This is a genomic window from Citrobacter sp. Cpo100 (genome assembly GCF_030332595.1).
Taxonomy (GTDB): Bacteria; Pseudomonadota; Gammaproteobacteria; order Enterobacterales; family Enterobacteriaceae; genus Citrobacter; species Citrobacter portucalensis.
Window position 1 is genome coordinate 218,832 of the sequence record NZ_JAOWHM010000023.1, and the last position, 13,969, is coordinate 232,800.

Genomic DNA, 13,969 nt, shown 5'->3' on the forward strand with positions numbered 1-13,969 from the left:
TCATGGCTGATTACCAGGGTAAAAAAGTCGTCATTATCGGTCTGGGATTGACCGGGCTGTCCTGCGTGGATTTCTTTCTGGCGCGTGGCGTGACGCCGCGTGTGATGGATACCCGCGCAACGCCACCTGGCCTGGATAAATTGCCGGAAGCGGTTGAGCGTCATGTTGGCAGCCTGAATGATGATTGGCTGCTGGCCGCCGATCTCATCGTCGCCAGCCCTGGTATTGCCCTGGCGCATCCTTCTCTGAGCGCCGCTGCTGATGCAGGGATCGAAATTGTCGGTGACATCGAGCTGTTCTGTCGTGAAGCGCAGGCGCCGATCGTCGCGATCACCGGTTCCAACGGGAAAAGCACCGTCACCACGTTGGTGGGAGAAATGGCGAAAGCGGCTGGTGTGAACGTGGGTGTTGGCGGAAATATCGGCCTGCCCGCGCTGATGCTGCTGGATGACGAACGTGAGCTGTATGTACTGGAGCTGTCGAGCTTCCAACTGGAGACAACCTCCAGCTTACAGGCCGTAGCCGCCACCATTTTGAACGTCACCGAAGATCATATGGACAGGTATCCGTTTGGCTTGCAGCAGTACCGTGCGGCCAAACTGCGCGTCTATGAGAATGCGAAAGTGTGTGTGGTTAATGCCGATGATGCGCTGACCATGCCGATTCGCGGGGCGGATGAGCGCTGCGTGAGCTTTGGCATCAACATGGGTGACTATCATCTCAATCGTCAGCAGGGTGAGACCTGGCTGCGGGTGAAGGGTGAAAAAGTCCTGAACGTGAAAGAGATGACGCTTACCGGCCAGCATAACTATACCAACGCCCTGGCGGCGCTGGCGCTGGCGGATGCTGCGGGTCTGCCGCGGGCATCCAGCCTGAAAGCGCTGACTACCTTTACCGGTCTGGCGCATCGTTTCCAGTTGGTACTGAATCATAACGGTGTGCGTTGGATCAACGACTCAAAAGCCACCAACGTTGGCAGCACCGAAGCGGCACTGAATGGCCTGCACGTTGACGGTACGTTGCACCTGCTGCTGGGCGGCGATGGGAAATCCGCCGACTTTATGCCGCTGCAACGCTACCTGACTGGCGACAACATTCGTCTGTACTGCTTTGGTCGCGATGGCGCGCAGCTTGCCGCTCTGCGTCCTGAGGTTGCGGAACACACTGAAACCATGGAGCAGGCAATGCGTCTGCTCGCACCGCGTGTGAAGTCGGGCGATATGGTGCTGCTGTCGCCAGCCTGCGCCAGCCTTGACCAGTTCAAGAACTTTGAGCAACGCGGTGACGTCTTTACCCGTTTAGCGAAGGAGTTGGGTTGATGCGCTTCTCTCTCCCTCGTCTGAAAATGCCGCGCGTACCGGGACTGGGTGTCCTGGCGTGGATCTTCGCGGCACTTAAAGGCTGGGTGATGGCTTCGCGTGATAAAGACGCGGACAGCTTGATCATGTATGACCGCATGCTGCTGTGGCTGACTTTTGGTCTGGCAGCGATCGGTTTTGTGATGGTGACATCGGCATCGATGCCCGTAGGGCAACGCCTGGCAGGCGATCCCTTCCTGTTTGCTAAGCGTGACGCGCTGTATATCTTCCTCGCGTTCTGTCTGGCGATGGTGACGCTGCGTCTGCCGATGGAGTTCTGGCAAAAGTACAGCACGACGATGCTGATCGCCTCGATCATCATGTTGTTGATCGTGCTGGTAGTGGGAAGCTCCGTTAACGGGGCATCGCGCTGGATCGCGCTGGGTCCACTGCGTATTCAGCCTGCGGAATTTACCAAGCTGTCGCTGTTCTGTTATCTCGCTAACTACCTGGTGCGTAAAGTCGATGAAGTGCGTAACAACCTGCGCGGCTTCTTAAAACCGATGGGCGTGATTCTGGTGCTGGCAGTCTTACTGCTGGCGCAGCCTGACCTTGGTACGGTAGTGGTACTGTTTGTCACGACGCTGGCGATGCTGTTTCTCGCTGGTGCGAAACTGTGGCAGTTCATTGCCATTATCGGCATGGGGATTTCGGCGGTGGTGCTGCTGATCCTTGCCGAACCGTATCGTATTCGCCGCGTAACCTCTTTCTGGAACCCATGGGAAGATCCGTTTGGCAGCGGCTATCAGTTAACGCAATCGCTGATGGCTTTTGGTCGCGGTGAGGTTTGGGGTCAGGGGTTAGGTAATTCAGTGCAAAAACTGGAGTATTTACCGGAAGCGCACACCGACTTCATCTTCGCCATCATTGGGGAAGAGCTGGGTTATATCGGTGTGGTATTGGCGCTTTTAATGGTATTCTTCGTCGCTTTTCGCGCGATGTCGATCGGTCGCAAAGCACTGGAAATTGACCACCGTTTTTCAGGCTTTTTAGCCTGCTCCATCGGGATTTGGTTTAGCTTCCAGGCCCTGGTAAACGTCGGCGCGGCAGCAGGTATGCTGCCAACAAAAGGTCTGACGTTACCGCTGATCAGTTATGGTGGTTCCAGTTTGTTGATTATGTCGACGGCCATCATGTTTTTGTTACGTATTGATTATGAAACGCGTCTGGAAAAAGCCCAGGCGTTTACACGAGGTGCACGATGAGTGGTCAACCGAAGCGGTTAATGGTGATGGCAGGCGGTACCGGCGGGCATGTGTTCCCGGGGCTGGCGGTTGCGCACCATTTAATGGCCCAGGGCTGGCAGGTTCGTTGGCTGGGCACCGCCGATCGTATGGAAGCGGACTTAGTGCCGAAGCATGGCATTGAAATTGACTTTATTCGCATCTCCGGTTTGCGTGGCAAAGGTGTCAACGCGCTACTTGCCGCCCCCGTGCGTATTTTTAATGCCTGGCGTCAGGCGCGCGCCATCATGAAGCAGTTTAAGCCTGATGTGGTGCTGGGGATGGGCGGCTACGTGTCCGGCCCTGGCGGTCTGGCTGCCTGGTCATTAGGCATTCCGGTTGTCCTGCATGAGCAAAACGGCATTGCGGGATTAACCAACAAGTGGCTGGCGAAGATTGCAACGAAGGTGATGCAGGCTTTTCCTGGCGCTTTCCCGAATGCGGAAGTGGTGGGTAACCCAGTACGCACCGACGTTCTGGCGCTGCCGTTGCCCGAAGCGCGTCTGGCGGGGCGTGAAGGCCCGGTTCGCGTGCTGGTCGTCGGGGGATCTCAGGGCGCACGCGTATTGAACCAGACGATGCCGCAGGTTGCCGCAAAGCTTGGTGACGCGGTGACTATCTGGCATCAGAGTGGCAAAGGCGCGCAGCAAACCGTTGAACAGGCGTATGCCGACGCGGGACAACCGCAGCACAAGGTCACTGAGTTTATTGATGATATGGCAGCAGCCTACGCGTGGGCGGATGTCGTAGTTTGTCGCTCCGGCGCGCTGACGGTAAGCGAAATTGCCGCCGCAGGTTTGCCTGCGCTGTTTGTGCCTTTCCAGCACAAAGACCGACAGCAGTACTGGAATGCGCTGCCGCTGGAGAAAGCGGGCGCCGCAAAAATTCTTGAGCAGCCGCAGTTTACTGTGGATGCCGTCGCTAACACCCTTTCCGGGTGGTCGCGAGAAACCTTATTAACCATGGCAGAACGTGCGCGCGCCGCTTCCATTCCGGATGCTACAGAGCGCGTTGCTAATGAAGTGAGCCGGGCTGCCCGGGCGTAATTGTGGTGATGCCTTTTGCATCGCATGAACTAAGAAGTTAATGGCTAAAGAATGAATACACAACAACTGGCAAAACTGCGTTCCATCGTGCCCGAAATGCGTCGCGTTCGGCACATTCACTTTGTCGGCATCGGTGGTGCTGGTATGGGCGGTATTGCCGAAGTTTTGGCCAACGAAGGTTATCAGATCAGCGGTTCTGACTTAGCGCCGAACCCGGTGACGCAGCAGTTGACGAATCTGGGCGCCACGATTTTCTTCAACCATCGCCCGGAAAACGTGCGCGATGCGAGCGTGGTGGTGGTATCCAGCGCCATTTCTGCGGATAACCCGGAAATTGTTGCGGCGCATGAAGCGCGCATTCCGGTGATCCGTCGTGCTGAAATGCTGGCGGAGTTAATGCGTTTTCGTCACGGTATCGCCATTGCCGGGACGCACGGTAAAACCACGACCACAGCGATGGTCTCCAGTATCTACGCGGAAGCGGGGCTGGATCCGACGTTTGTCAACGGCGGTCTGGTGAAGGCCGCAGGCGTCCATGCGCGTCTGGGTCATAGCCGTTATTTAATAGCGGAGGCGGATGAGAGCGATGCGTCGTTCCTGCATTTGCAGCCGATGGTAGCGATTGTTACCAATATCGAAGCCGATCATATGGATACCTACCATGGCGACTTCGAAAATTTAAAGCAGACGTTTATTAATTTCCTGCATAACTTGCCGTTTTATGGTCGTGCGGTGATGTGCGTTGACGATCCGGTGATCCGCGAGTTGTTGCCGCGAGTTGGTCGTCAAACCACAACCTATGGTTTCAGCGATGATGCTGATGTGCGCGTCGAAGATTACCAGCAGATTGGTCCACAAGGACACTTCACACTGCTGCGTCAGGGGATGGCCGATTTACGCGTGACGTTGAACGCACCGGGCCGTCACAATGCGCTGAACGCGGCGGCGGCGGTAGCAGTTGCAACAGAAGAAGGCATTGAAGACGACGCAATTCTGCGCGCGCTGGAAAGTTTCCAGGGCACCGGACGACGTTTTGACTTCCTCGGCGAATTCCCGCTTGAGCCGGTAAACGGTAAAGCCGGGACGGCGATGCTGGTGGATGATTATGGTCATCACCCTACGGAAGTGGATGCCACGATTAAAGCTGCACGCGCGGGCTGGCCGGACAAAAATTTGGTGATGCTGTTCCAGCCGCACCGCTTTACGCGTACTCGCGATCTGTATGACGACTTTGCCAACGTGCTGACTCAGGTCGATGCGCTGTTGATGCTGGATGTGTACGCCGCGGGTGAAGCCGCGATTCCAGGAGCCGACAGTCGCTCGCTGTGCCGTACGATCCGTGGTCGCGGTAAGATCGACCCGATTCTGGTATCCGATCCGGCTCAGGTGGCAGACATGCTGGCGCCGGTATTAACCGGCAACGATCTGATTTTGGTGCAGGGCGCTGGAAATATCGGCAAAATCGCGCGTTCCTTAGCTGAAATCAAACTGAAGCCGCAAAACCCGGAGGAAGAACAACATGGCTGATAAAATCGCGGTCCTGTTAGGGGGAACCTCCGCAGAGCGTGACGTTTCGCTGAATTCCGGCGCGGCCGTACTGGCAGGGTTACGCGAAGGTGGTGTGGATGCTCATCCAATTGACCCAAAAGAGGTTGATGTCACGCTTTTGAAATCGATGGGTTTTCAAAAGGTGTTTATTGCGCTGCACGGTCGTGGTGGTGAAGATGGCACGTTGCAGGGCATGCTGGAGCTGGTTGGTCTGCCGTACACCGGTAGTGGCGTCATGGCTTCTGCGATTTCGATGGACAAACTGCGCAGCAAACTGTTGTGGCAGGGGGCTGGTTTACCGGTCGCGCCTTGGGTCGCATTGACCCGCGCTGAGTTCGAAAAAGGCCTTAATGATGAGGTGGTTACGGAGATTTCTGCGCTAGGTTTGCCGCTGATTGTGAAGCCCAGCCGTGAAGGCTCAAGCGTAGGGATGTCAAAAGTTGAAGAAGAAAATGCTTTGCATGGTGCATTAGCATTGGCTTTTCAGCATGATGAAGAAGTACTGATCGAAAAATGGCTCAGTGGCCCGGAATTTACAGTTGCGATACTTGGTGAAGAAATTTTACCGTCAATACGTATCCAACCCGCGGGAACCTTCTATGATTATGAGGCGAAGTATCTCTCTGATGAGACACAATATTTCTGCCCTGCCGGTCTGGAAGTCGAACAAGAGGCCCGTTTACAGGAATTAGTCCTGAAAGCGTGGACCACATTGGGCTGTAAAGGTTGGGGTCGCATTGACGTCATGCTGGACAGCGATGGCCAGTTTTATCTGCTGGAAGCGAATACCTCTCCGGGTATGACCAGCCACAGTCTGGTGCCGATGGCGGCGCGTCAGGCGGGCCTGAGCTTCTCGCAGTTGGTGGTAAGAATTCTGGAGTTGGCGGACTGATATGTCGCAGGCTGCGCTGAACACGCGAAACGGTGATGAAGAAGAAGTAAACTCCTCACGCCGCAATAATGGAACGCGTCTTGCAGGAATATTGTTCCTGCTGACAGTGCTGTGCACCGTGTTTGTCAGCGGCTGGGTAGTGTTGGGATGGATGGAAGATGCGCAACGTTTGCCTTTATCGAAACTGGTGTTAACCGGCGAACGGCATTACACGCGCAATGACGATATTCGTCAGTCCATTTTGGCACTGGGCGCTCCGGGAACCTTTATGACTCAGGATGTGAACATCATCCAGAGTCAAATTGAACGCCTCCCCTGGATTAAACAGGCGAGCGTCAGAAAGCAATGGCCCGATGAATTGAAGATTCATCTGGTTGAATATGTGCCCATTGCGCGTTGGAATGACCAACATATGGTGGATGCTGAAGGAAATACGTTCAGTGTTCCAACCGGTCGGGCCAATAAGCAGGTATTACCCATGTTGTATGGACCGGAAGGCAGCGCAAGTGAAGTGTTGCAAGGGTTCCGCGATATGGGGCAGGTGCTGGCTAAGGATAGATTCACCCTGAAGGAAGCGGCGATGACCGCTCGTCGTTCCTGGCAGTTGACGCTGAATAACGATATTAAGCTGAATCTGGGCAGGGGCGATACGATAAAACGTTTGGCTCGCTTTGTGGAACTCTACCCGGTTTTACAGCAGCAGGCGCAAACCGATGGCAAACGGATTAGCTACGTTGATTTGCGTTATGACTCAGGAGCGGCAGTAGGCTGGGTTCCCTTGCCTCCTGAGGAATCTAATCAGCAACAGAATCAGGCACAGGCAGAACAACAATGATCAAGGCGACGGACAGAAAACTGGTAGTTGGACTGGAGATTGGCACCGCGAAGGTAGCCGCTTTAGTAGGGGAAGTTCTGCCCGACGGTATGGTCAATATCATTGGCGTGGGCAGTTGTCCATCGCGAGGTATGGATAAAGGCGGGGTGAATGACCTTGAGTCAGTGGTGAAGTGCGTACAGCGCGCCATTGACCAGGCTGAACTGATGGCAGATTGCCAGATTTCCTCGGTGTATCTGGCACTTTCCGGTAAACATATTAGCTGTCAAAATGAAATTGGTATGGTGCCCATTTCCGAAGAGGAAGTGACGCAGGAAGATGTGGAAAACGTGGTACATACGGCAAAATCCGTACGCGTTCGCGATGAACATCGTGTTCTGCACGTTATTCCGCAGGAATACGCCATCGACTACCAGGAAGGCATTAAAAATCCGGTCGGTCTTTCCGGCGTGCGTATGCAGGCAAAAGTCCATCTTATTACCTGCCACAACGACATGGCAAAGAACATTGTCAAAGCCGTTGAACGTTGTGGTCTGAAAGTTGACCAACTGATTTTTGCCGGGTTGGCAGCCAGTTATTCCGTGTTGACGGAAGATGAACGTGAGCTGGGTGTCTGCGTGGTGGATATTGGTGGTGGTACAATGGACATCGCCGTTTATACTGGCGGGGCGTTGCGCCACACTAAAGTTATCCCTTATGCAGGGAATGTAGTGACCAGCGATATCGCGTATGCCTTTGGTACGCCGCCGAGCGATGCTGAAGCCATCAAAGTGCGTCATGGTTGCGCGCTGGGCTCCATCGTGGGTAAAGACGAAAGCGTTGAAGTGCCAAGCGTAGGTGGTCGTCCACCGCGTAGCCTGCAACGTCAGACCCTGGCAGAGGTCATTGAGCCGCGTTATACCGAGCTGCTCAACCTGGTCAACGAAGAAATTTTGCAATTACAAGAACAGCTTCGCCAGCAGGGTGTGAAACATCATCTGGCGGCGGGGATTGTGTTAACCGGTGGCGCTGCGCAAATTGAAGGTCTTGCGGCCTGCGCACAGCGCGTGTTCCATACGCAAGTACGTATTGGCGCACCGCTGAATATCACTGGTCTGACGGATTATGCCCAGGAGCCTTATTATTCAACGGCAGTGGGGCTGCTTCACTACGGGAAAGAATCCCATTTGAGTGGTGAGGCTGAAGTAGAAAAACGCGTTACGGCATCAGTTGGCTCGTGGATCAAACGACTCAATAGCTGGCTGCGAAAAGAGTTTTAATTTTTAAAGAGACCAACGCACATTAACGGTCTCAGGCGACAGGCACAACGGAGAGAGAAACTATGTTTGAACCTATGGAACTTACCAATGACGCGGTGATTAAAGTCATCGGCGTCGGCGGCGGCGGCGGTAATGCCGTTGAACACATGGTGCGCGAGCGCATCGAAGGTGTTGAATTCTTCGCGGTGAATACCGACGCTCAGGCGTTGCGTAAAACGGCGGTTGGACAGACCATTCAGATTGGTAGCGGCATCACCAAAGGTCTGGGCGCGGGTGCAAACCCGGAAGTAGGCCGTAATGCGGCAGACGAAGATCGTGAAGCTCTGCGTGCAGCGCTTGACGGCGCAGACATGGTGTTTATCGCAGCTGGCATGGGCGGCGGTACCGGTACCGGTGCAGCGCCAGTGGTTGCTGAAGTAGCAAAAGATTTAGGTATTCTGACCGTTGCTGTCGTGACTAAGCCTTTCAACTTTGAAGGTAAGAAGCGTATGGCATTCGCGGAGCAGGGTATCACCGAGCTGTCCAAACATGTGGACTCTCTGATCACTATTCCGAATGACAAACTGCTGAAAGTGCTGGGTCGCGGTATCTCCCTGCTGGATGCGTTTGGCGCAGCGAACGATGTGCTGAAAGGCGCAGTCCAGGGTATCGCTGAACTGATTACTCGTCCGGGCCTGATGAACGTCGACTTTGCAGACGTGCGCACCGTGATGTCCGAAATGGGCTACGCGATGATGGGTTCAGGCGTGGCAAGCGGTGAAGACCGTGCAGAAGAAGCGGCTGAAATGGCTATCTCTTCTCCGCTGCTGGAAGACATCGATCTGTCTGGCGCGCGCGGCGTGCTGGTCAACATTACTGCGGGCTTCGACCTGCGTCTGGATGAGTTCGAAACCGTCGGTAACACGATTCGTGCCTTTGCATCGGATAATGCGACCGTGGTTATCGGTACCTCCCTGGACCCGGATATGAACGACGAACTGCGTGTGACCGTTGTTGCAACTGGAATTGGTATGGACAAACGTCCTGAAATCACTCTGGTGACCAACAAGCAGGTACAGCAGCCGGTAATGGATCGTTACCAGCAGCACGGCATGGCGCCGTTGACGCAAGAGCAGAAACCGGTAGCGAAAGTGGTTAACGACAATACGCCGCAAACCACCAAAGAGCCGGATTATCTGGATATCCCAGCATTCCTGCGTAAGCAAGCTGATTAAGAATTAGCTGGAATTTGGGAATTGTGGCTCTTTGTGCTAAACTGGCCCACCGAATGTATAGTACACTTCGGTTGGATAGGTAATTTGGCGAGATTATACGATGATCAAACAAAGGACTCTTAAACGTATCGTTCAGGCGACTGGCGTCGGTTTGCATACCGGCAAAAAAGTCACCCTGACATTACGCCCTGCGCCGGCCAACACCGGGGTCATCTATCGTCGCACCGACTTGAATCCTCCGGTAGATTTCCCGGCCGATGCCAAATCTGTGCGTGATACCATGCTCTGTACGTGTCTGGTCAATGAGCATGATGTACGGATTTCAACCGTAGAGCACCTTAATGCTGCTCTGGCGGGTTTAGGTATCGATAACATCGTTATTGAAGTTAACGCACCGGAAATCCCGATCATGGATGGCAGTGCCGCTCCGTTCGTTTATCTGCTGCTTGATGCAGGTATTGAAGAACTGAGCAGCGCCAAAAAATTTGTTCGCATCAAAGAGACCGTTCGTGTCGAAGATGGCGATAAGTGGGCTGAGTTTAAGCCGTATAATGGTTTTACGTTGGATTTCACCATCGACTTTAACCATCCGGCGATCGACTCCAGCACGCAGCGCTACGCGATGAACTTCTCTGCGGATGCGTTCATGCGTCAGATCAGCCGTGCGCGTACTTTCGGCTTCATGCGTGATATCGAATATCTGCAGTCCCGCGGCCTGTGCCTGGGCGGCAGCTTCGATTGTGCCATCGTTGTTGACGATTATCGCGTATTGAACGAAGACGGCCTGCGTTTTGAAGATGAATTCGTTCGTCACAAAATGCTCGACGCGATCGGTGACTTGTTCATGTGTGGTCACAACATTATTGGTGCATTTACCGCGTATAAATCCGGTCATGCATTGAATAACAAACTGTTGCAGGCGGTCCTGGCAAAACAGGAAGCCTGGGAATATGTGACCTTCCAGGACGATGCAGAACTGCCGTTGGCGTTCAAAGCACCATCGACCGTACTGGCATAACGACATACGCTGTCGCTTAAATTCGACTGGTAAATCTGGCACTCTCTCCGGCCAGGTGAGCCAGTCGTTTTTTTATCTTCCGAGTGCAAACCACCTTATCTGAAGCGACTTTTTCCCCACAGGTAGATTAAAATACCGTTCGATCGCTGCTTTCTTAAGCATATTTACCCGCGACTTGCTGTCATTACTGCTGTGGTGCGAACGCATTAATGGTAAGATTTGTGCGCAAAAAATGGTTTTGCATTTGTAACCCCAAACGCAGGGTATATCAGGTGGCAATAACGTGAGTGGAATACTGACGCGCTGGCGACAGTTAGGCAGACGGTACTTCTGGCCGCATCTCCTGTTGGGGATGGTCGCGGCTAGTTTTGGCCTGCCCGCGCTCGGTAATGCTGCTGAACCTAATACCCCCGCGAAGGCGACCGCCAGCAATCACGATCAAGGTGCTAAAGTTAACTTTAGCCAGCTTGCTTTGCTGGAAGCGACTAATCGCCGCCCAAATTTTACCGTCGATTACTGGCATCAACATGCCATTCGTACGGTTATCCGCCATCTTTCTTTTGCCATGGCGCCTCAGGCGTTGCCCGTTGCCGAAGAGCCATTGCCAATCCAGGCGCACCATCTTGCGTTACTGAATACGCTCAGCGCGATGCTGACGCAGGAAGGCACTCCGCCCGCGACAGTAAGTCGCGTGACATACGCACACTTTACCTCTCAGGCCGCGTTTAGCGTTCCGGTCTGGATCAGCCAACTGCAGGGTATCCGCGCTGGTCCTCAACGCCTCAGCTAAAAAAGAACCTTCCAACTTATAATTTTTGACTCCGCACCGCGGGGCGTTTGAGATTTTATTATGCTAATCAAATTATTAACGAAAGTATTCGGTAGCCGTAACGAGCGTACGCTGCGTCGTATGCGTAAAGTGGTCAATGTCATCAACGCGATGGAACCGGAGATGGAAAAACTCTCCGATGATGAACTGAAAGCGAAGACCGCTGAATTCCGCGCCCGTCTGGAAAAAGGTGCCAGCGTTGAGAGCCTGATCCCGGAAGCGTTCGCAGTAGTGCGTGAAGCGAGTAAGCGTGTGTTCGGTATGCGTCACTTCGACGTTCAGCTGCTGGGCGGTATGGTGCTTAACGATCGCTGCATCGCGGAAATGCGTACTGGTGAAGGTAAAACCCTTACCGCGACGCTGCCAGCCTACCTGAACGCATTAAGCGGGAAGGGCGTACACGTGGTTACCGTGAACGACTATCTGGCTCAGCGTGATGCCGAAAATAACCGCCCGCTGTTTGAATTCCTCGGCATGACCGTTGGTATCAACATGTCTGGCCTGCCTGCGCCAGCCAAGCGTGAAGCCTACAACGCCGATATTACTTACGGTACCAACAACGAATACGGCTTTGACTACCTGCGTGACAACATGGCGTTTAGTCCGGAAGAGCGTGTTCAACGTAAACTGCACTATGCGCTGGTCGATGAAGTCGACTCCATCCTGATCGATGAAGCGCGTACGCCGCTGATCATTTCCGGCCCGGCTGAAGACAGCTCGGAAATGTACAAAAAAGTGAATAAAATCATCCCGCACCTGATCCGTCAGGAGAAGGAAGATTCCGACACGTTCCAGGGCGAAGGCCACTTCTCTGTTGATGAGAAAGCGCGCCAGGTTAACCTGACCGAACGTGGTCTGGTACTGATTGAAGAGCTGCTGGTTAACGAAGGCATTATGGACGAGGGCGAGTCACTGTACTCTCCAGGCAACATTATGCTGATGCACCACGTGACTGCCGCACTGCGTGCGCACGTGCTGTTTACCCGCGACGTAGACTACATCGTGAAAGACGGCGAAGTTATCATCGTCGATGAACACACCGGTCGTACCATGCAGGGGCGTCGCTGGTCCGATGGTCTGCACCAGGCTGTTGAGGCTAAAGAAGGCGTAGAGATCCAGAACGAGAACCAGACGCTGGCATCTATTACCTTCCAGAACTACTTCCGTTTGTACGAAAAACTGGCCGGTATGACCGGTACAGCCGACACTGAAGCGTTTGAATTTAGCTCCATCTACAAACTGGATACCGTGGTTGTGCCGACCAACCGTCCGATGATCCGTAAGGATTTACCGGATCTGGTGTACATGACCGAAGCGGAAAAAATTCAGGCGATCATTGAAGATATTAAAGAGCGTACCGCAAATGGCCAGCCGGTACTGGTAGGTACTATCTCCATTGAAAAATCGGAAGTAGTGTCTAACGAGCTGAGCAAAGCGGGTATCAAACACAATGTTCTGAACGCCAAGTTCCACGCCAACGAAGCTGCAATCGTCGCCCAAGCGGGTTACCCGTCAGCCGTGACTATCGCGACGAACATGGCCGGTCGTGGTACCGATATCGTGCTGGGCGGTAGCTGGCAGGCGGAAGTTGCCGAGCTGGAAAACCCAACTCCGGAACAAATCGCGCAGATTAAAGCCGAGTGGCAGGTTCGCCATGACGCGGTATTAGCTGCCGGTGGCTTGCATATTATCGGTACCGAGCGTCACGAATCTCGCCGTATCGATAACCAGCTGCGTGGTCGTTCGGGTCGTCAGGGTGATGCGGGCTCTTCCCGTTTCTATCTGTCGATGGAAGATGCGCTGATGCGTATTTTTGCCTCTGACCGCGTGTCAGGCATGATGCGTAAACTGGGTATGAAGCCAGGTGAAGCCATTGAACACCCATGGGTGACCAAAGCAATTGCTAACGCGCAACGTAAAGTGGAAAGCCGCAACTTCGATATTCGTAAGCAGCTGCTGGAATATGATGACGTTGCCAACGATCAGCGTCGTGCTATCTACACCCAGCGTAACGAACTGCTGGACGTAACTGACGTTAGCGAAACCATCAACAGCATCCGTGAAGATGTCTTCAAAGCAACTATTGATGCCTATATTCCGCCGCAGTCTCTGGAAGAAATGTGGGATATCCCGGGTCTGCAGGAACGTCTGAAAAACGACTTCGATCTTGAGATGCCGATTTCAGAGTGGCTGGATAAAGAGCCTGAGCTGCACGAAGAAACGCTGCGTGAACGTATCCTGGCAAACGCCATCGAAGTTTATCAGCGTAAAGAAGAAGTTGTGGGCGCGGAGATGATGCGTCACTTCGAAAAAGGCGTGATGCTGCAAACTCTCGACTCTCTGTGGAAAGAGCACCTTGCTGCGATGGACTATCTGCGTCAGGGTATCCACCTGCGTGGTTATGCGCAAAAAGATCCGAAGCAGGAATATAAGCGTGAATCCTTCTCTATGTTTGCGTCAATGCTGGAATCACTGAAATACGAAGTGATCAGCACCCTGAGCAAAGTTCAGGTGCGTATGCCTGAAGAAGTCGAAGCCATGGAGCAGCAGCGTCGTGAAGAAGCTGAGCGCTTAGCGCAGATGCAGCAGTTGAGTCATAAAGGCGACGATTCTGCCGCAGCAGAAGAGCTGGCAGCACAAACCGGCGATCGTAAAGTGGGTCGTAACGATCCGTGTCCTTGCGGCTCTGGCAAAAAATACAAACAGTGCCACGGCCGTCTGAGCTAAGAAAATAACTTACTGAAAAG

Annotated in this window: 11 protein-coding genes; all 11 read left to right on the forward strand. The window is 53.7% G+C overall.

Annotated elements, in window-relative coordinates:
* Positions 1-2: 2 nt before the first annotated feature.
* The 11 genes from murD (at position 3) to secA (ending at position 13,949) form a co-directional block, all read left to right on the forward strand.
* Positions 3-1,319, forward strand: a complete 1,317-nt coding sequence (gene murD / locus OGX96_RS02180) for a UDP-N-acetylmuramoyl-L-alanine--D-glutamate ligase (RefSeq protein WP_032942364.1) — start codon at positions 3-5, stop codon at positions 1,317-1,319.
* Entirely contained in the window at positions 1,319-2,563 is a 1,245-nt protein-coding gene (gene ftsW, locus OGX96_RS02185; protein ID WP_003829529.1) for a cell division protein FtsW, read from the forward strand. Before murD ends, ftsW begins: the two co-directional genes overlap by 1 nt.
* The gene (gene murG, locus OGX96_RS02190; protein ID WP_003829528.1) at positions 2,560-3,627 is read left to right on the forward strand and encodes an undecaprenyldiphospho-muramoylpentapeptide beta-N-acetylglucosaminyltransferase; all 1,068 of its coding nucleotides are present in this window, start codon (positions 2,560-2,562) and stop codon (positions 3,625-3,627) included. The genes ftsW and murG overlap by 4 nt, the downstream gene beginning before the upstream one ends.
* Before the next feature lie 51 nt (positions 3,628-3,678).
* Positions 3,679-5,154: a UDP-N-acetylmuramate--L-alanine ligase gene (gene murC / locus OGX96_RS02195; protein ID WP_003018763.1), complete on the forward strand. Its 1,476-nt coding sequence runs from the start codon at positions 3,679-3,681 to the stop codon at positions 5,152-5,154.
* Positions 5,147-6,067, forward strand: coding sequence for a D-alanine--D-alanine ligase (locus OGX96_RS02200; RefSeq protein ID WP_103285766.1), 921 nt, complete (start codon positions 5,147-5,149; stop codon positions 6,065-6,067). The genes murC and OGX96_RS02200 overlap by 8 nt, the downstream gene beginning before the upstream one ends.
* A 1-nt stretch (position 6,068) precedes the next feature.
* Positions 6,069-6,902, forward strand: coding sequence for a cell division protein FtsQ (gene ftsQ / locus OGX96_RS02205; protein ID WP_003018758.1), 834 nt, complete (start codon positions 6,069-6,071; stop codon positions 6,900-6,902).
* Complete coding sequence (ftsA, locus tag OGX96_RS02210; protein WP_003018755.1) at positions 6,899-8,161, forward strand: cell division protein FtsA; 1,263 nt, start codon at positions 6,899-6,901, stop codon at positions 8,159-8,161. Before ftsQ ends, ftsA begins: the two co-directional genes overlap by 4 nt.
* Positions 8,162-8,223: 62 nt before the next feature.
* On the forward strand, positions 8,224-9,375 hold the full coding sequence (gene ftsZ / locus OGX96_RS02215) for a cell division protein FtsZ (RefSeq protein ID WP_003018753.1): 1,152 nt from the start codon (positions 8,224-8,226) through the stop codon (positions 9,373-9,375).
* Between the two features lie 100 nt (positions 9,376-9,475).
* Complete coding sequence (lpxC, locus tag OGX96_RS02220; RefSeq protein ID WP_006686706.1) at positions 9,476-10,393, forward strand: UDP-3-O-acyl-N-acetylglucosamine deacetylase; 918 nt, start codon at positions 9,476-9,478, stop codon at positions 10,391-10,393.
* Positions 10,394-10,676: 283 nt separating this feature from the next.
* A complete protein-coding gene (gene secM / locus OGX96_RS02225; RefSeq protein ID WP_003829520.1) occupies positions 10,677-11,183 on the forward strand; it encodes a secA translation cis-regulator SecM in 507 nt (168 codons plus the stop codon).
* Positions 11,184-11,243: 60 nt separating this feature from the next.
* Positions 11,244-13,949 (forward strand): preprotein translocase subunit SecA, encoded by a 2,706-nt coding sequence (gene secA / locus OGX96_RS02230; protein WP_003829517.1) that lies wholly within the window; start codon positions 11,244-11,246, stop codon positions 13,947-13,949.
* The last annotated feature ends 20 nt before the right edge of the window (positions 13,950-13,969 follow it).

Excerpts from the sequence above, each read along its gene's own strand:
- ftsA (WP_003018755.1), top strand. The coding sequence starts at position 6,899 with ATGATCAAGGCGACGGACAGAAAACTGGTAGTTGGACTGGAGATTGGC.
- murG (WP_003829528.1), top strand. The coding sequence starts at position 2,560 with ATGAGTGGTCAACCGAAGCGGTTAATGGTGATGGCAGGCGGTACCGGC.
- murC (WP_003018763.1), top strand. The coding sequence starts at position 3,679 with ATGAATACACAACAACTGGCAAAACTGCGTTCCATCGTGCCCGAAATG.
- secA (WP_003829517.1), top strand. The coding sequence starts at position 11,244 with ATGCTAATCAAATTATTAACGAAAGTATTCGGTAGCCGTAACGAGCGT.
- ftsQ (WP_003018758.1), top strand. The coding sequence starts at position 6,069 with ATGTCGCAGGCTGCGCTGAACACGCGAAACGGTGATGAAGAAGAAGTA.
- lpxC (WP_006686706.1), top strand. The coding sequence starts at position 9,476 with ATGATCAAACAAAGGACTCTTAAACGTATCGTTCAGGCGACTGGCGTC.
- OGX96_RS02200 (WP_103285766.1), top strand. The coding sequence starts at position 5,147 with ATGGCTGATAAAATCGCGGTCCTGTTAGGGGGAACCTCCGCAGAGCGT.
- ftsW (WP_003829529.1), top strand. The coding sequence starts at position 1,319 with ATGCGCTTCTCTCTCCCTCGTCTGAAAATGCCGCGCGTACCGGGACTG.
- murD (WP_032942364.1), top strand. The coding sequence starts at position 3 with ATGGCTGATTACCAGGGTAAAAAAGTCGTCATTATCGGTCTGGGATTG.
- ftsZ (WP_003018753.1), top strand. The coding sequence starts at position 8,224 with ATGTTTGAACCTATGGAACTTACCAATGACGCGGTGATTAAAGTCATC.